This window comes from Lactiplantibacillus garii (assembly GCF_003885105.1).
Classification (GTDB): Bacteria; Bacillota; Bacilli; order Lactobacillales; family Lactobacillaceae; genus Lactiplantibacillus; species Lactiplantibacillus garii.
The window spans coordinates 1-16,583 of record NZ_QWZQ01000053.1; the positions used below are offsets into that span (position 1 = coordinate 1).

Annotated in this window: 20 protein-coding genes and 1 pseudogene; 14 read left to right on the forward strand and 7 right to left on the reverse strand. The window is 44.8% G+C overall.

The genetic code is table 11. The features are described 5' to 3' along the window. Window positions 1-159 precede the first annotated feature (159 nt). The 7 genes from glf (at window position 160) to D1831_RS12380 (ending at window position 7,363) form a co-directional block, all read left to right on the forward strand. Window positions 160-1,299, forward strand: coding sequence for a UDP-galactopyranose mutase (gene glf, locus D1831_RS12350; RefSeq protein WP_125073203.1), 1,140 nt, complete (start codon window positions 160-162; stop codon window positions 1,297-1,299). Between the two features lie 4 nt (window positions 1,300-1,303). Continuing rightward, the gene (locus D1831_RS12355; RefSeq protein ID WP_125073204.1) at window positions 1,304-2,428 is read left to right on the forward strand and encodes a hypothetical protein; all 1,125 of its coding nucleotides are present in this window, start codon (window positions 1,304-1,306) and stop codon (window positions 2,426-2,428) included. An 11-nt stretch (window positions 2,429-2,439) separates the two neighbouring features. Then, window positions 2,440-3,060: a polysaccharide biosynthesis protein gene (locus D1831_RS12360; protein ID WP_125073205.1), complete on the forward strand. Its 621-nt coding sequence runs from the start codon at window positions 2,440-2,442 to the stop codon at window positions 3,058-3,060. A 4-nt stretch (window positions 3,061-3,064) separates the two neighbouring features. After that, a complete protein-coding gene (locus D1831_RS12365) occupies window positions 3,065-4,294 on the forward strand; it encodes a polysaccharide biosynthesis protein (RefSeq protein WP_225422884.1) in 1,230 nt (409 codons plus the stop codon). Then, the gene (locus D1831_RS12370) at window positions 4,287-5,366 is read left to right on the forward strand and encodes a polysaccharide biosynthesis protein (protein WP_125073207.1); all 1,080 of its coding nucleotides are present in this window, start codon (window positions 4,287-4,289) and stop codon (window positions 5,364-5,366) included. The genes D1831_RS12365 and D1831_RS12370 overlap by 8 nt, the downstream gene beginning before the upstream one ends. An 11-nt stretch (window positions 5,367-5,377) precedes the next feature. Continuing rightward, the gene (locus tag D1831_RS12375) at window positions 5,378-6,439 is read left to right on the forward strand and encodes an acyltransferase family protein (protein WP_125073208.1); all 1,062 of its coding nucleotides are present in this window, start codon (window positions 5,378-5,380) and stop codon (window positions 6,437-6,439) included. Between the two features lie 147 nt (window positions 6,440-6,586). Continuing rightward, window positions 6,587-7,363: a DUF4422 domain-containing protein gene (locus tag D1831_RS12380; protein ID WP_125073209.1), complete on the forward strand. Its 777-nt coding sequence runs from the start codon at window positions 6,587-6,589 to the stop codon at window positions 7,361-7,363. Between the two features lie 55 nt (window positions 7,364-7,418). Here D1831_RS12380 and D1831_RS12385 read toward each other — a convergent pair. Together D1831_RS12385 and D1831_RS12390 are read right to left on the reverse strand one after the other, a co-directional pair. Continuing rightward, window positions 7,419-8,844 (reverse strand): annotated as a pseudogene (locus D1831_RS12385) (oligosaccharide flippase family protein). A 228-nt stretch (window positions 8,845-9,072) separates the two neighbouring features. Then, window positions 9,073-9,741: a sugar transferase gene (locus D1831_RS12390; protein WP_179950331.1), complete on the reverse strand. Its 669-nt coding sequence runs from the start codon at window positions 9,739-9,741 to the stop codon at window positions 9,073-9,075. A gap of 395 nt (window positions 9,742-10,136) precedes the next feature. On the opposite strand from D1831_RS12390, the gene D1831_RS12395 reads away from it, so the two are divergent. Continuing rightward, window positions 10,137-10,442 carry a hypothetical protein gene (locus D1831_RS12395; protein ID WP_125073211.1) on the forward strand — a complete coding sequence of 102 codons (306 nt, stop codon included), beginning with the start codon at window positions 10,137-10,139 and terminating at the stop codon, window positions 10,440-10,442. Window positions 10,443-10,511: 69 nt separating this feature from the next. Here D1831_RS12395 and D1831_RS12400 read toward each other — a convergent pair whose 3' ends face one another. The 4 genes from D1831_RS12400 to D1831_RS12415 form a co-directional block, all read right to left on the reverse strand. After that, window positions 10,512-10,739 carry a DUF2922 domain-containing protein gene (locus D1831_RS12400; RefSeq protein WP_125073212.1) on the reverse strand — a complete coding sequence of 76 codons (228 nt, stop codon included), beginning with the start codon at window positions 10,737-10,739 and terminating at the stop codon, window positions 10,512-10,514. A 19-nt stretch (window positions 10,740-10,758) separates the two neighbouring features. After that, the gene (locus tag D1831_RS12405) at window positions 10,759-10,971 is read right to left on the reverse strand and encodes a DUF1659 domain-containing protein (protein WP_125073213.1); all 213 of its coding nucleotides are present in this window, start codon (window positions 10,969-10,971) and stop codon (window positions 10,759-10,761) included. A 98-nt stretch (window positions 10,972-11,069) separates the two neighbouring features. Next, window positions 11,070-11,264: a hypothetical protein gene (locus D1831_RS12410; protein ID WP_125073214.1), complete on the reverse strand. Its 195-nt coding sequence runs from the start codon at window positions 11,262-11,264 to the stop codon at window positions 11,070-11,072. A 69-nt stretch (window positions 11,265-11,333) separates the two neighbouring features. Further along, on the reverse strand, window positions 11,334-11,876 hold the full coding sequence (locus D1831_RS12415; protein ID WP_125073215.1) for a sigma-70 family RNA polymerase sigma factor: 543 nt from the start codon (window positions 11,874-11,876) through the stop codon (window positions 11,334-11,336). A gap of 266 nt (window positions 11,877-12,142) precedes the next feature. On the opposite strand from D1831_RS12415, the gene D1831_RS12420 reads away from it, so the two are divergent. The 4 genes from D1831_RS12420 to ntdP all read left to right on the forward strand — a co-directional run bounded on the left by D1831_RS12420 (window position 12,143) and on the right by ntdP (window position 14,367). Then, window positions 12,143-12,388 carry a hypothetical protein gene (locus tag D1831_RS12420; RefSeq protein ID WP_125073216.1) on the forward strand — a complete coding sequence of 82 codons (246 nt, stop codon included), beginning with the start codon at window positions 12,143-12,145 and terminating at the stop codon, window positions 12,386-12,388. A gap of 8 nt (window positions 12,389-12,396) precedes the next feature. Then, window positions 12,397-12,885: a hypothetical protein gene (locus D1831_RS12425; protein ID WP_125073217.1), complete on the forward strand. Its 489-nt coding sequence runs from the start codon at window positions 12,397-12,399 to the stop codon at window positions 12,883-12,885. A gap of 29 nt (window positions 12,886-12,914) precedes the next feature. Beyond that, window positions 12,915-13,718, forward strand: a complete 804-nt coding sequence (recX, locus tag D1831_RS12430) for a recombination regulator RecX (protein WP_125073218.1) — start codon at window positions 12,915-12,917, stop codon at window positions 13,716-13,718. A gap of 100 nt (window positions 13,719-13,818) precedes the next feature. After that, window positions 13,819-14,367, forward strand: coding sequence for a nucleoside tri-diphosphate phosphatase (gene ntdP, locus D1831_RS12435; RefSeq protein WP_125073219.1), 549 nt, complete (start codon window positions 13,819-13,821; stop codon window positions 14,365-14,367). 157 nt (window positions 14,368-14,524) lie between these two features. Here ntdP and D1831_RS12440 read toward each other — a convergent pair whose 3' ends face one another. Beyond that, window positions 14,525-15,253, reverse strand: a complete 729-nt coding sequence (locus D1831_RS12440) for a C40 family peptidase (protein WP_125073220.1) — start codon at window positions 15,251-15,253, stop codon at window positions 14,525-14,527. Between the two features lie 191 nt (window positions 15,254-15,444). On the opposite strand from D1831_RS12440, the gene D1831_RS12445 reads away from it, so the two are divergent. Beyond that, window positions 15,445-15,822 carry a helix-turn-helix domain-containing protein gene (locus D1831_RS12445; RefSeq protein WP_125073221.1) on the forward strand — a complete coding sequence of 126 codons (378 nt, stop codon included), beginning with the start codon at window positions 15,445-15,447 and terminating at the stop codon, window positions 15,820-15,822. 171 nt (window positions 15,823-15,993) lie between these two features. Then, on the forward strand, window positions 15,994-16,188 hold the full coding sequence (locus D1831_RS12450; RefSeq protein ID WP_057705306.1) for a type II toxin-antitoxin system Phd/YefM family antitoxin: 195 nt from the start codon (window positions 15,994-15,996) through the stop codon (window positions 16,186-16,188). Window positions 16,189-16,583: the final 395 nt, after the last annotated feature.

Sequence of the window (16,583 nt, forward strand, 5' to 3'; positions counted from 1 at the left end):
TCATAACTGTGCTTCGTCATTATTTGATCCTCCAATTTACTTCCTTAATTATACTAAATCAGAGTCTCTATTTAACTTGTACACTTTTTATTCTAGGCCCATACCAATTTAATGTTTGATATAATTTTTCAATAAAGCTAGGTTAAGGGGGCAGTTACAATGGTGAAAAAATATGATTATTTAGTCGTTGGTGCTGGTTTGTTTGGTGCGGTTTTTGCGCATGAAGCGGCCCAACGTGGTAAACGGGTCAAGGTTATCGAAAAACGCGGTCACGTTGCGGGTAATATTTACACTAAAGAAATGGCGGGTATCCAGGTACACCAATATGGTGCGCACATTTTCCATACTTCGGACCGTGAAATTTGGGATTACGTTAACCAGTTTGCGGAGTTTAACCGGTATACGAACAGCCCGGTGGCTAATTATCACGGGGAGATGTATAACTTACCGTTTAACATGAACACGTTTAATAAACTTTGGGGCGTTCGAACCCCGCAGGAAGCCGCGGCCAAGATTCAGGAACAGCGTGATGCGGCTAAGTTAAAGGGACAACCACGAAATTTAGAGGAACAGGCAATTACCCTGATTGGAACGGATATTTATCAAAAATTAATTAAGGGTTATACGGAAAAGCAGTGGGGGCAACGGGCAACCGACCTACCCGCATTTATCATTCGACGGTTACCGGTACGGTTCACCTATGATAATAATTACTTTAATGACACTTACCAGGGGATTCCAATTGGTGGTTATACTCAAATTGTTGAAAAGATGTTAGATCATCCGGAAATTGACGTAGAGACGAATGTCGATTTCTTTGCGCACAAACAAGATTATTTAAAAGGGTACCCTAAAATCATCTTTACGGGTATGATTGACCAGTTTTTTGATTATCAGCTAGGTGAATTAGCATACCGGTCCTTACGATTTGAGACGGAAACGTTAGCAACTGATAATTATCAAGGTAACGCGGTGATTAATTATACGGACGCCGAAACACCGTATACCCGAATTATTGAACACAAACACTTTGAATTTGGTAAGGGCGATCCGGATAAAACGGTGGTGACTAAGGAATACCCGGCTGCTTGGAAGCGGGGGGACGAGCCCTATTATCCGGTTAATAATCAGGAAAATAACGCATTATATAAGCAGTATGCTAAGTTAGCGTCTCAAGAGGGCCACGTAATTTTTGGCGGCCGGCTGGGACAGTACCGTTATTACGACATGCACCAAGTTATTCACGCGGCGTTGGTAACCGTTGAAGCCGAATTAGGAGTCGATAAAGCAGGGCGATAAACACATGAAAAAAAGATTGACGATGGTCTTGGGGCTGTTAGTAGCGATCGCTGGTTTAGTGGGCTACATGGCCTATTCACAAAGTATCCAGTATGGGCAGGATACGGTGATTAGGGTAGAACAGCGTGATGAAAACGACGTGCCAATCACCGCACCAACGAAACTGGTTAGAAAAGCGGGGCACCGCAACCCGTTTAAGTCGGCAATTCCGGGTTACGAGCTAACGACCGAAAATCCGTTGAAAACCTTACTGCCCAGAAAAAATCAGACGGTTCGGCTAGGCTATCAATCAGAACGCACCCAAACGGAATTACACCGACAGTTACAAACGGCACGGTATTGGCAGGTGGGTGCCCAAAACGTAACCACGCCGGTATTGAACGGGACTCAGTATCAAAAAGGAGCACAGTCAGTGAGTCGAATTAGTACCAGTCACGATGGACTCACGTGGACACGGTTACCAATCAGTTATCCAAAAATGGCCGCGCAGAACCCGTGGATGGTGTATCAGGATCAGAAATTAACTTTGTTGGATAAGGGTTACTACTACCAAACGATGAATTTTCGTGATTGGCATCGGTACCAATTTAAGTTAACCAATCAACAATTTCGGAATGGCCAGGTCGTGGGTGTCGTTGGTAGTGATCAGCGGCAAAAAACGGTAGTAATCCAAGCTATCAGTCAATTATCTGGCGACCGAGAGTTGTTTTATGGTAACTGGTCTAATAACGGGATGCGGAACGTTAAGTGGCAAAGACTTGATTTTAAACCGACTCAATTACGAGGAATCGTCAATTTAACGCAAAGTCGTGCGGGGGTCTATTTAACCGCGACGCGTGGCCGACAAGTTCAAATCTACGGTGCCAGTAAATTAACGGGTCACTTTGATAAGGTGGGACGGTTAACGCTAAAGAAAAAAAGGAAAACGCAGTACGTCGCAGTAAACTTGGTAGCACCGACAAAGCACCAACTACGGTTGTATTTTAATGAAATTGATCAGCATCACGTTTTAAGTGGAACGTATTATCAACCAGTAACGCGAAAAGCGCACTTAACGGGAACGCCACGACGGTTAAATACGGACTTTATGTGGACGGAATTTCACGTAACTAAAGGTCCGAACGAGTGAGGAATTACGGTATGAAATACGGGGGAAAAGAACGATTACGGTTGGCTTGGCGGTGGTTACCAGTTGAATTACTGGTGATAGCTATGTGCGGTGCTATCGGCTTGGGGTTAACGCGGCTCATGTCTAAAACGGTGTATCAAGCACGCTTCGATATTAAGGTTGAACGGCGATTATCCAAGCGGGCAAATGATCAACAACGTCAAAGACAGTTAAAAAAGGACGTTAAAAACGTGGGGCAATTTAGTGTAATGCCTCATCAGGGCAACGTCTTGGTTGCGGCGAATAATTATGCTTACAGTCATTACGGTATTTCACAACAAATTCAGGATTTGGGTGAAGCGGTGACGGCCGCTCCGGTGACGAACCAACCAATTCTGCGAGTAACCGTTACAAGTAGTTCCCGGGTAGTGGCGCAGCAGAATTCCAAGGCGTTTCAAGACGCCATTGGTAACACCCTTAAACCCATGTCAGGTTATCAGGTAACGTTGATACCGGGAAAAACTAAGTTAAATCATAACGTGATGCTTAAGCCAATGCTTAAATTTTTTGGAGTCGTAGGCGTTAGTTTGGCGCTTTTATCACCGTACGTTGTTAAGTACGTGCGCGGAGAGGGGCGTGATGGGGATGCTTAACCGGGTGTCGGAATTTGTTCACGCTAACTCCGAAAAACTTTATTTACTGTTTTTTTCGTTATATTTAATTTCAGTAACGGTTAACACCACGACGTTTTACGTGTACTATCCCCACCGGATAGCGGTTCTAGTTCAACTGATGACGGTTACGGTGATGTTGGCTAAAATTGGCTTATTTGATCAACTGACGACCAAGGAAACCATCGTTGAAGTCGGGTTATTAAGTTTGGTAACCATTGTTGCGTTAATTTCCAGTGCGCACTACCTATTAGTAACGGTACTGCTCATGATGGGAGCCCGTAACGTTTCTTTTAGACGGATCGTGAAAACGTATTTAATCGTGGTGGGAAGTATCCTACTGTTGGCGTTGATTGCTTCACAATTAGGATGGATTAAGGACATTACGTTTTATACAGAGGACGGTATCCGGCGGTCTTTCGGCGTCGTTTATACCACGGACTTTGCAGCCCATATTTTTTATTTGGGGTGTGCGTACCTTTATCTGAAGGCTCGTAAATTCCGGCTATTAGATTTGGTTCCAGTTCTCCTGGGACTATTTGTCATCTATTTTTACACCCGCACGATGACGGATACCATTGCGATGATTGTGTTGTTGATTGGTTTTCTATGTTACGTCTATCGGCGGCAGCTAGTCCATCTAACATTTATACGGGTGGGGCTGCGTTACAATTTTTTAGCGTTACCCATCGTTAGTGCGCTGATTATTGGAATTTCGACGGTCTTTGATTACAATGATAAAATTTTACGTCTGTTGAACGACTTTTTATCTAACCGGCTCGTTTTAGGTCATAATGGTCTGTTTGCTTACGGAGTTAAGTTGTTTGGTCAACCTTGGATCCCGGTTAACGGTTGGGGAGGCGACCGCGCCACGACGTTTACGAACGGCATGGGGGAAGTAACCTATTTCTTTTTAGACTCGTCTTTTTTAAACATGTTGATTTCATACGGTTTGTTACTGACCATCATCATTGTTGTGGGCATCAGCGGCTTTCTGTATAAGCGGACGGTGGAAAATGACTACCTATTACCCGTGATCATGCTGGCTGTGGCCATTAGTAGTGCGTTTGACCAACACTTTTTAGAAGTGACCTATAACGTCTTTATCCTGGCATGTTTTGCTAACCTACCACGGTACCATACACAGGTTGGCCCAAGTTTTAAGCAACCGGTGGTGCGTGAACGTCTTGCGGAAGGGGGGAGACAACGTGAATGAAAAACAATTTTATCACGTTCAACGTTCAGTCATGTTTTTAGCGGTAATCCTGATTGTTTTTGGTTATACCGGTCCGAACGGGGTATTCGAATTTTTGAATCAACCGGTTGGCGTTTTCTTCTATCCACAGTTAATCATTGCCATCGTAACAACTGCCGGCGCCAACTTACTCATGATGGCGTTGGGAGCGCAACAACTGCGCCAAAAACCCCGAACCGTGGTGCAGTTAACGCGACTTTGGGGGTTAATTATTGTTGGAATTGCGCTGTTCTCGTTTGTGTTCTATCTGGAAGAGGTCGTAATTACTAAGGTTTCACCACGGTTTTCGTTAGCCCACTACTTTGCAGCGTTAGCCCAAGCTCCGGATAGTTTTTATGACGTGTTGTATGAAATATTGGGCTTTTTTGTGACGTTACCCCTGCTTAGGCTGATTGCCAAGTCGGCTAAGGAGTTGGAGATACGCTACCTTTTTTGGACCCAGCTAATCTTTATGGGAATTCTGCCAATTCTGATGTTCTATACGGGACTGGCAACTATTAAAATTAATCCACCACTAGCCATTACTAATGGTTGTTACTTTGCGTTAATGGGGTATTGGTTGACCCAAAAGGACTGGGTACGTCGAATTACCCACGAACAGTTGTTAGTCGGGTGGTTGTTAACCGTTTGCTGTTACGCCGTGATGATTTCAACGACGATGTACCAGGCCAATTTACAACAAAACTACGCCTTGATTGGTAACTTGTCCTTCTCACAAACTTTACAGGGAATTCCCTGCCTAACCGTTTGGATGACAATTGCGACGAAAGTACTAAATCGTCAGGAGTTACAGCTGCCACGCTTTCATAGTTTGCTGGAGGGAAGCTACGCGGTTATTCTGATTGCGGGAATTTTACTAACGCCGTTGCAGTTTATTTTTAACTTGTTAAAGTCCTTCGTGGGCATATGGTGGGGCGGCTTAATTTGGGTGACCATTACCCTAATTATCAGTTCCCTGATTGTACGGGGACTACGGTTAATTCCACTAGTCAACCGGTTGTTACCAGATCTGTTTTACGGGCTTAAGACATAGGGGGGGTCGCGGTGACGAAACGAATACAGTGGGTTGATATTGCCCGGGGAATTGCGATTTTAGCCGTGATTGTTGGACATACCTTAGGCCCGTACAGTGGTGGCTTCTTGGGTAGTTTGATCTTTGCCTTTCATATGCCAATTTTTTTCGTATTGAGTGGGTACTTATACCACCCGCGAGCAGTTCGTCAGGAAGCTAGAAATGGTGCCGTTAACTTATTGTTACCATACTTAGTGACCAGTTTGCTTATTTTACTGGTTAACTGGGGGGCGTTACACGTCCCACGTAACGGACTAATCACGCCGCATTTTACGTCAACCAAGCAGGCGTTACTTGGAATACTATACGGTGCTGGTTCGGACGTTTTTAGCCCGTGGCACTGGCAAGTTCAACCGATTGGAGCCATCTGGTTTTTACTCAGCATGTTTCTAGCGGTCCAGTTGTTTAACGCTACGATGCAGTTTACTAAGCGGTTTAAGCACGTCATGATCGTCCGCGGTGGCTTAGTCTTTTTATACGCCTTGATGGGTGGAATCTTAGGAAATATCGTCTACCTACCATGGGCGTTTAACGCGGCGTTGTTGTCACAATTTTTCCTGTTTTCCGGCTATGTGTTGAGGCGTTACGACGTGATCCAGCAACTTAGCAGCGTTTGGTACGTTTTTTTAGGCTTTATGTGGTTAGTGAGCGCGTTTCAAGGTTATTTTGCGTTGACCGTTCCGGTGTCCCCTAATCTGTTCATCAGCACCTTGGGGGGCGTTGCGGCGAGTTTATGTATCATCCATTTGAGTGAGTGGTTAACAAAGTTTCAGGGAACGCGGGTGGTTAATCTATTGGAGAAATACGGTCGCTTGTCCCTAATCATTCTTTGTTTTCACTTGATTGATTTAGACGTGGTTGGCATCGAGGGATGGCTATTTAATGAAGTGGTGCCGTTGGTTGGTAATTGGCTGGCCACGGTAATTGGGATAACGTACCGAATTGGGTTTGCCACCTTTTGGATGGTCATGATTCCTAAAGTCCCAGTGCTAAGAGCGGGATTCTTACCGAGAAAGTATTTAACGAAAAAGTAGTGGAGAATGTACATTGCCAGAAAAAGCAAGAAGATAATAACTGTAAGTTAGGTGATAAATCCAATTGTTTGAAATGTATACCTGAAAGATTAATGCAGTATATTAAGTGATATATAAACGGAAGTGATACCAGAGGGGGACTGGCTAATGAACGTTCAAATATATGTTGCTGCGCATAAACCATATCGAATGCCGGTAAGCAAAACGTATCAGCCGATTTTTGTTGGGGCGGCCGTTAATGGGGGCGTACCGTTAAACTATCAACCGGATAATACTGGTGATAATATTTCGACGAAAAATCCAAATTATAACGAACTGACCGCTATTTACTGGATTTGGAAAAATTGTCACGCGGACGTGAAGGGAATTGTCCAGTACCGGCGTTATTTATCAAATAATCCTAAGCAACGCTTAGCTGGGATCCTTGATAAAAATGAAATTAACCGTTTATTAAATGAACGGGACGTTATTGTGCCCAGGAAGCGACACTATTACATTGAAACTAACTATTCGCATTACATCCACGCTCACCATCAAGAGCCGCTCGATACGATGCGGAAAGTGGTGCGTAAAACGCAACCAGACTATTTAAGTGATTATGATGTGGTGATGCACCGGACGTCGGCCCACATGTTTAACATGATGATCATGCCGGCTGATAAGTTCGATGCGTACGCGGAGTGGCTGTTTTCCATTTTGTTTAAGGTGGAAGCGGCGGTGGACATCTCACACTATGATTCCCGCGAGGCCCGCGTATTTGGCTACTTATCCGAGTTGCTATTAGACGTTTGGTTACGGCATAATCAGTTATCATTCGCTGAAGTACCCGTCATGTACATGGAAAAGCAACAATTGCCCGCTAAGGCTTACAACTTGTTAAAACGTAAATTTTTCCCGCAGGCCACGAAGCGGACCCATTTCTAGATACCAATATAAAAACCACGGGTTCCTATTAAGAACCGTGGTTTTTATATTGGTATCAATTTTTTGGACTGGCTTTGATCCGTTCTAGGGTGTGCCAGATTGGTGGCCGTAAGACTATTAATAGTACTAGGTAGGTGAGGACGCCAATCCCAATTTGAAGCAGTAGGGCTTTGAAGGAGGCGTGCATCGTTGTATTGAGGGAGTAGACGACGAGGCCAAACATGATTGCCCCCGGCTAAAAAATACTTAGATAGTCCCCAGATCAGGGGCTTAAAGGTCAATTGGTGACGAGTAACGAATAACTGGTAACCGGTCACGAAGCATTCGGAGATCAGGGTCGCAAGCATCGCTCCCCGCACTCCCAGGAGAATGATCAGCGGGACGTTAAAGAGAATGTTGACGATGGTCCCCAGCGTTACTGAAATCGTGAAGGCCTTCGTCTGCTTAGTTGGTAACAGGTACTGTTGACCTAACACGTTACTCATCCCAATTAGAATCACGATTGGGGCTTCAATCATGAGTAAAATATCCACGCTGGTAAAAGCTCGACCGAAGAAGAGGGTGGCGAGGGTGGTGGCCACGCCCGCAATCCCAAACGCCATCGGTACGGCAATGCAGAGGACGATGTCGAAGGAAACGTATAGGTAATCCTTAACCTTCTCCAGTTGGTGTTTCATGTAGAGGTTCGCGATGTGGGGTAACATGACCGTCCCGGTAGCTGTCACGAGGGCCAGAACTAATTTGATTAATTTATTGGAATAGTCGTAGAACCCGGCCGCTTTCACGGAGTCCAACTGCCAAAGCATCGTTTTGTTTAGGGCTAAGTAGACGGTGGTAGCGATTTGGGGAATAAAGAGGGCCACGGACGGCCGTAAGTGGCGGAAAATACGCAGTTGTGACCAGCGTGGGCGGTCGACAGCGTGTTTTAAATAGGGCCACAGGGTTAAAGCTACCAACTAGTTGTGACCCGGATAAAATAAGTATGTAAATGCCGGTATCTTGGCGGGTTTTAACAAAAACAAGGATGAGTGCAAGCGAAAAGAGCTTCACTAAAGTATTCCGCAAAACCGTCTTTTTGAAGTCTTCGATTCCCATGAAGTACCAGGAGATGTCGAAGGCCCCGGCGATGATATAAAAGGATTGATAGAAAAAATAAATTCGAAATTGGTGTTCAAACAAGAGAAAAAGCAAAAACACCAAGTAGGCCGTACCGTCAAGATTTGTAATATTTCAATTTCCCAAAAAGTTTGTGACCGGGTTTGCCGGTTGTCCCGAATAAAGGCAATTTCACGGTTACCATAGATGGTGATGCCGACGGTCCCAAACAGCAAGAAGTAAGTAATTACTGAGTTGGTGGAAGCGTTGATACCGACCCCGGTCGGTCCTAAAACGCGCGAAATATACGGTACTGTTAGTAGGGGCGTTAACCATATTAAGATATTATAGCTCGCCGTGTAGAAATAGTTTTTTACGATGCGCATAACAGAACTCCTTGCTTCAGTTAGCTGATTAGGTATCACGAATATTCATGATAGAGCCATTGTAGCATAGCCTTTTAGGGGGAGGTAGTAGGTTCAATCGGCTTGAAGCGGTTATTAACAAACGTATATTTTTATTAAGAACGTCAAAATATCAAGTAGTTATTTTCTGAAAATACTAGAATTATGGTAAATAAAAACGACCAAGTTAACTTGGTCGTTGGTAGAACGTTAGTAAGCACCGTTCGGGTGAAACATCACCACGACGGTTTTAAGTAAGACGTATAGATCAAAGTGAATACTACGACGAGAAATGTAAATCAAATCGAGTTTAACCATTTCGTCAAACCCAACACTGTTACGAACGGTCGCCTGCCATAAACCGGTACAACCGGGTTTAACGGTCAAGCGTTGTTTGTCGTAAGCCGTATATTCGGCGACTTCCCGCGGCAGCGGTGGCCGGGGACCAACTAAACTCATTTGGCCAAGCAGGACGTTCAGTAGTTGCGGTAATTCGTCAATACTGTACTTCCGGATAAACCGGCCAATCTTGGTAACCCGGGGATCGTCGTGCATTTTGAACATGGCACCGTCCACGTCATTTTCTTTAAGTAATTTTGCGAGGAGCTCGTCGGCGTTTGAAACCATTGAGCGAAACTTATACATTTTAAACGGTGTTTCACCCTGACCGAGCCGGGTCTGCGAGTAAAAAACATGCCCCTTGGGGTCTTCTACTTTAATCGCAATCGCGACTACTAAGAATAGCGGCGAAAGGATGACCAGACCACAGAAACTGGCAACAAAGTCAAAAACACGTTTAACAAACCGATAACCGTAACGCCGGTGTTGGCGGGTTACATCAATAGTGATCGGCCTGATTTCTCGTTCCTTGTATTCCATAAGTAACACCCTATACTTCCTTTTTATATTTCCCCCGTGAATCACGAACCGGAGTGGGTATATTACCAATTGAATGGTAATGCTAGTTTTAATTAACTAGTCTGACACGTAACTTTAGCATTATATTACAAAAGTTCGTTTAAGTAAATGTACACCCCAGTGATAACATTCTACATTTCCATTTAGTCCTATTATAGCAAATATTTAGTTATTGGAAACTAATAATTCGGTTTGAAGAATGGTTAGTTTAGCAAAGCATCCAGCACGCTATTTTATCCATATTATTACCTATTTGTTAGGGTTAGTCAATTTATGCCCGTAGCCGGTTTGAATTTAGGCTGATTCACGTTACAATAAGACGAGTGGGTAAACTACAGGTAAAGGATGTCACGAACATGCAAAACGACGGCATGACCGTTTTTCCAGCGGATTACAACTCTTCGTACCACTTGATCTTAAAGCGGGGGACCGACCACTTCGCGTATTACTACTTTAAAGTTGATAAACTTGATCAGCGGGTCACCTTTTTTGATGACGTGGAACGCAGCGGCATTTCCATTAAAACCCAGATTACGCGGACTTTCATGCGCAACCTGGTCAAGGCCATTGACTGGCACCCGGTGGGAAATAGCATCATCGTTGAAATTTATAACGTGGAGCGGGCGGAGACGCGAGCAACCCGCTTAGCCTGTGATATCTAAAAACATAAACCAAGGACCCGGCCAACTTTGCAGCGTTGGCCGGGTCCTTGGTATTAAGGCGTGGTGAAACTAAGCTTTGGGTGCTTCAATGATTGGCGTTTCCACGGTTTCAACGTACTTTGCAGCTAGGGGCTCGGCGACTAAGTTTTCACCGTCCTTGGCGAAGAGCTTGGTGGCGGCTAAATCGGCCATGGCCTTTTTAACCACGTCCTCGGTTAAGTTGTCGTTAGCGTAGTGTAACTTGATGTGGTGCACCTTGTTTAAACTAGTTTTGAAGCTGAGGTCTAAAGTTTTCATCAATCAATTCCTCCTTGAATTAAGCGGCTGGGGTGAACGTGTACTTGTAAGCGTTGGTGACGTTTGCTGATACCAGGTCGTCACCGGTCAAGGTTTCCAAAACTTTACCAAAGGCGCTCAATTGTTCGTCAGTGACGTCCTTGACGATGCCGTTAAACGTTTGTTTCCGGTTTTCGTCCGCATCGGTCGTCATTTGTACGGCAAGGGTTGCTTTTAACCAAGTTTTATTCATGAGTGGTTCCTCCTAAGTTTGTGGTGGTAGGCTGGCCAGCTTACACTAATACCAACGGCTGACGAGGCCGATTTGTGCAAGTCGCGGTGAAATTTTATTTAGACCGTAAATTCGTCTACGTCGCTGATCTTAATGGCATCAATTGGCTCGGCTAGCAGTGGCGCGATAATTTGCTGAAATTGCAGCATTTGGTCGTTTGTGAGCGCGATACAGGCCTGCAAGTGCTGCCGGTGACGTTTGCCATCAGCGGCGCTGGTTTCGACCGTTAAGCGGGCGGTTAGAAATTCGTGCACGTTAAAGCCCTCCTTTCAATAAAATAATGGGTACATTCTACTAACGGTTCAGCTCATCAGTTTGTGCAACTAGTGCTCCTGCTGATATAGGGCGTGGGCCTTGGCCAATAAACTTGCCCGCCAGTTGTAAACGGTGCGCCGACTGACGCCGTGCGCCTGCATGATGGTCGTCACCGACCGTTCTTCTAAAAACAGCTCGGTCAAGACGATGCGTTCACCGGGACGACACACCCGCATTAATTCCGTAATCAAGTCATTGAGCTGCCAGTGGGCTTCCTGAGCCTGCATCGGATCGATGGTGATTTGACCGGCCGCCTGGAGGTCCGTTTGTGACTGGGTTCGTAAAGTTTGTTTACGTAAGTAGTCAAACGTACGCCATTTGATCCGCCGAAATGCGTATCTCCGGAAATCGGGTAAATTAGCGGGCAGGGCGGGTTCAAAATTTTGGTACGCTGCCAACCAGGTTAGTTGAGCAACCGTGACGCAGTCCTCAAACTGGGGATGGTAACGGGTGACGTGAGCGGCTTTGAGGGCACCGTACAGTAAACGCTGGTGTTCGGGGCGTGCCAGCAGATCAAAGGCGGCCTGGGTGTCTAAACGGTCAATGTGCATCAGAATTACCTCATCTCAAATGATTACCTTGGCCAAGGTTGGGTTCAGTATAACGATGGTGATCAACACTGGATAACCGCAGTTTTTAATGATTTTCTGAAAAATATGACGTAAATGACTGGTTATTGCATCATAATTCTTTATTATTCGGTACAGGGCTGGTATGATATGGTTAATCTAGTAAAACATTTACTGATATGTACCGTTGCGACACCGTTGGACATTAAAAGCTGCGCAAACGCGCCAAAATATTGGAGGTAGCCACCTTGATTAAAAGACAACCCGATCGTTTTAACTGGAGCGATTTAGTTTGGAATCAACTTCCTGCCCGTTTTGACACGCAAAAGCCCAATGAAATTCTTCGTTGGGCTGAACGCTGTGACGCCGTAAATTTACAGGCGTTGAATACTTTTTTCAACTGGACGTACGGGAAAATACGTGTCCCGAAAATACCATCATTTTTGATACACAACGGGGAGTCATTAAAACCAAGCAAACTAGTAACGAGCTGACTCGCAAAGTGGTTCACCAGTTAGATTTTGGCGGTCGGCAACTCATCAAAAACATTGCCGAACAACTGGAATTTTCGTTGAGTCGGTTACCCATTATTAAGGGGGACGCGGAACTTATTCCGTTAGGCGCAGTCAGTCGCCATTCGACTAGTTGGATCGGGGCACAGCAATTAACCGGGATGGGTGCGTTGCAAACGGGGACCGAATTAACCTTTTGCCACCGCTTAAAATTGTCAGTCGATAAAAGTTATTATCAGTTGAGCCGCCAAGTAAACGAAGCACATAAAATCCATGAGGTACTGGTAAGTGAGTTGCAAGCCCAGTACCAATACTTATTTTCCAAAACCTTTGAAACTGGTCAGCAACCCGTTTTGATGGCGGCTAAACGCCAAATGATTTTTGAATTCATGGCAAAAATGTTAAAAAGTCGGGGCTACCCAGTAATTCCGAGTGAGATTAATTTGGACATTGACCGTTATTTTGGTAAGTTAGAGTAGCAAGGTAATTTATGAACGGGAGCCAAATAATGACCAAAAAAATCACAAAAATTGTGGCCCAAAAGCGGGCCGGACGCTATAACGTTTATTTAGATGATAAGTATGCCTTTCCAATTAGTGAGTCGGTAATGATCCAGTTCCGGGTCTTTAAGGGAATGGAGGTCGACGAGGCGTTGCGAGCACGGATGATTGCCGCGGACGACGTTTCGAAGGCCTATACGCGGGCGCTAGACTACTTATCCCACCAGTTACGGACCGAAAAGGAGGTTCACGACAAGTTGCGGGATGAGGACTTAGACGAAGACGTGATTACGGCCACGATGCAGCAATTGCGGGAGCTGCGACTGCTAAACGATCAGCAGTACGCCGATGCCTACGTCCGCACCGCCAAGCGGACCTCGGATAAGGGACCGCGGGTAATTCGGCAGAAATTGCGGTTAAAGGGGGTTGGCGAGCAGTTGATCGATAACGCCCTGGCGGGTCAATTTAGTGCCGACGACCGGTTGGATAACGCCACCCAATTAGCCCAGAAACTCGCCCGGCGTTATCAGCGCCAGGCGTTTAAGACGATGTTACAAAAGGTGCGCCAGGGCTTAATGAGTAAGGGGTTTGACGCGGAAACGATTGGGAACGCCCTGGACGCGCTAGACTTGGAACCCGACGTGGACGAACAATGGACCAGTTTAGTGAGTCAGGGGCAGAAACTGTGGCAACGTAACCGCAAGTATGCCTTTGCGGAACGGGCCATGCGCACCAAGCGGAGTTTGTATCAGAAGGGCTTTCTAATGGACGATATTAATCGCTTTATTGACGAACAGGCCACGGAAGATTGATTTAAGGGAATTTGCTCCCCGCGCGTCAAAAAAATCTGGTATAATGTTTAATGAAATTCGATGAAATTTTTACCCTGTGTTCGAGAAAGTTGGGTTAAATATGGCGCGCGAGGCTAAAGGACCTAAGGAAGGCGACTTCATTACGATCAAAAGCTATAAGCACGACGGAAGTTTACATCGAACTTGGCGCGATACAATGGTACTCAAAACGAGCGAGAACGTTTTAATTGGTTGTAACGATCACACGCTGGTCACCGAGGATGATGGCCGCCGGTGGGTGACGCGGGAACCGGCTATCGTTTATTTTCATAAGCATTATTGGTTTAATATCGTGGCGATGATTCGCGATAACGGCGTTTCATATTATTGCAACTTAGCATCACCGTACGTGTTAGATAAAGAGGCTCTGAAGTATATCGATTATGATTTGGACGTCAAAGTCTTTCCGGATGGTGAACGCCGATTGTTAGATGTGGACGAATACGAAGAGCACGGTGCTTTATGGCAGTATCCCGCTGACACGGATCGCATTTTAAAAGCAAATGTCAAAGTGTTGGTTGACTGGATCAAGCACAAGAAGGGACCGTTCTCACAGGAATACATCGATATTTGGTATAGTCGTTACCAAGAATTGTCACGTCGGCAATAGCACTGCTAACGCTTGGTCAGTAGCGTAATTAAGTCTAGAAAGGGGTTCCCAAACGGGGGCTCCTTTTTATTACGGCTTATTTGTAAAAGTTTGGTATAATTAGCGACAACAAAAAACGACCCGCAATTAAGCGGATCGTCTGGGGAGTTGATGTGAATTAAGCTTTAAAGTTAACGGGACGTGAGTAGCCAACCGCGTGCCACCACGGAACGTAAACCCGTTCGTTCTTGACACCGCTGTTTTGGGCGTCAATCATCTTACCGCCACCGATGTAAATCCCAACGTGGGTAATGTTACCGGTACTGCTGCCGAAGAAGACTAAATCGCCTTTCTTTGCGGACCGTGAAGAAACCTTCTTGTAGGCACCGTATTGTGATTGGGCCACCCGTGGTAAGCTCTTTTTAGCCGCCTTGTTGAAAACGTACTTCGTGTAACCTGAGCAGTCAAAGTTAGTTGGGCCGACCGCACCGTAAACGTAACGGTGACCTAATTTCGACTTAGCTACTTTGTAAAGGTTAGTGAAAGACTTCTTGCTCTTTTTGACGCTGCTAGTTTTGACCCAACCCTTAACGCGTTTGTCAGATTTAGTGACGTAGTAGTATTTTTTGATTTTACCATTGGTGCTAACTTGACGCTTCTTGGTAACGAACCAAGTGGGGTTACCATATGTACCGAGCGTACCGATTTTTTTAATCTTAGTATTGTTGGCGGCCCCACTCATCTTATAGATGGCAGCCTTGTTACTTTTCTTCATGTAACCGGTCTTAGAGACCTTGGTCGTGCTAATTACTTGGTGCGTGGTCTTGGCGTAGGCAGTTGGTGCCTGCCAGAAGCCGATTACTAATCCAAAAGTTGCAATCATCAGTGCGATAAGTCGTTGTTTCATTATGTGTAGTTCCTCCCCGAAACCCCTAAACGTTTTATTGACAAGCTATGTTACTATCATAAGCGAGTAATGTAACAGAATTGTTGCAAACGTTTTGCGGTTCGATTAAGTATTAGATATTTCAAATGTCATTTGTGTTATACCTAAGCATTAAATTGATTATTAAACCCGATAACTAGGAGGCGATTTTGGTGGCTTTTATGAAATTAGATAACGGTGAGTTGTTAAAAAACATTCGGCAATTTGCCAAGAAAAATGGGCTGACGTTAGCGGAAGTCGCCACGTTGGCCGGTCTGAGTGCCAGTGCCATTTACAGTTGGAAAAAACACACCCCCTCGGTGGGAACTTTGAAGGAGGTTGCCCAAGTCTTAGGGACCAGTTACACTAAGCTGGTTGGTAAGGATAAGGGCAAAGCAACGAAAGCTAACGTTGATACCGCGGTGGACCTCAAAAAAGTGGTGGAGAATAAGAAGAACCAGTTTGAATACGACGGTCAGCCAATTACGCCGGAACAGCTAAAAATTATTAGAAACGTTTTAAAATCGATGTTTAAAACGCCGCGGCTTTAATTTTGATTAAGACGCGGTCATAATGGGTGCAACCTTCTTGCGGCTAGTGTAAAATACGGGTCAGTAATTTAATTTTAGCTTATAGCTAACGTTACTGACGAAAGCGCTTGACGGGACGGCGCACATAGTCCACAATAATTTCAACGTTGAACGAATTGGGAGATGGGTATTATGAAGAAAGTTACCACTGCATTGGCAAAAAAGAATATTAACCAGTTGTTAACGATCGTTAATCAGGGTCACGATACTATTGAGGTGGAAAATCCCAATACCCAAGATTCGGCCGTGATGGTCAGCATGAAAGACTGGCTCCAAATTGTGGCCCAGCTGGCTAAGACGAACCACCATGATATGGAATTTAGTTAAGTCAATGCACAATTATGTTGTGTATGGATGCTTAAGTCTTTTTAATTTGAACGTTTTTATCTGAGATACCTAAAATGTGTGAAAATGAGGCAACAGGATAAATCTTATAATAAAGTCGGTCTAGAAAGTTTGAAAAATTTTCCAGACCGATTTTTGGTATGAACAAAATAAAAGTAATCACAACAAGTACGGTTTGTTCTTGTACTTTCAACTTTGAAAAAACCAGTTGTAATAAAAGTTAATTTAATAATGGGTTACTGGTAGTACGGTTAGGGAAGCAAACTTTTGGGTGTTTAAATGAATCTTTATTAACGATATTAACTTTGGTAAGATAGTAACGGTTGTTTGAAACACTAAGCTTTGTTAAACAAGCAAAATTTGAAGTGTAGTAATTA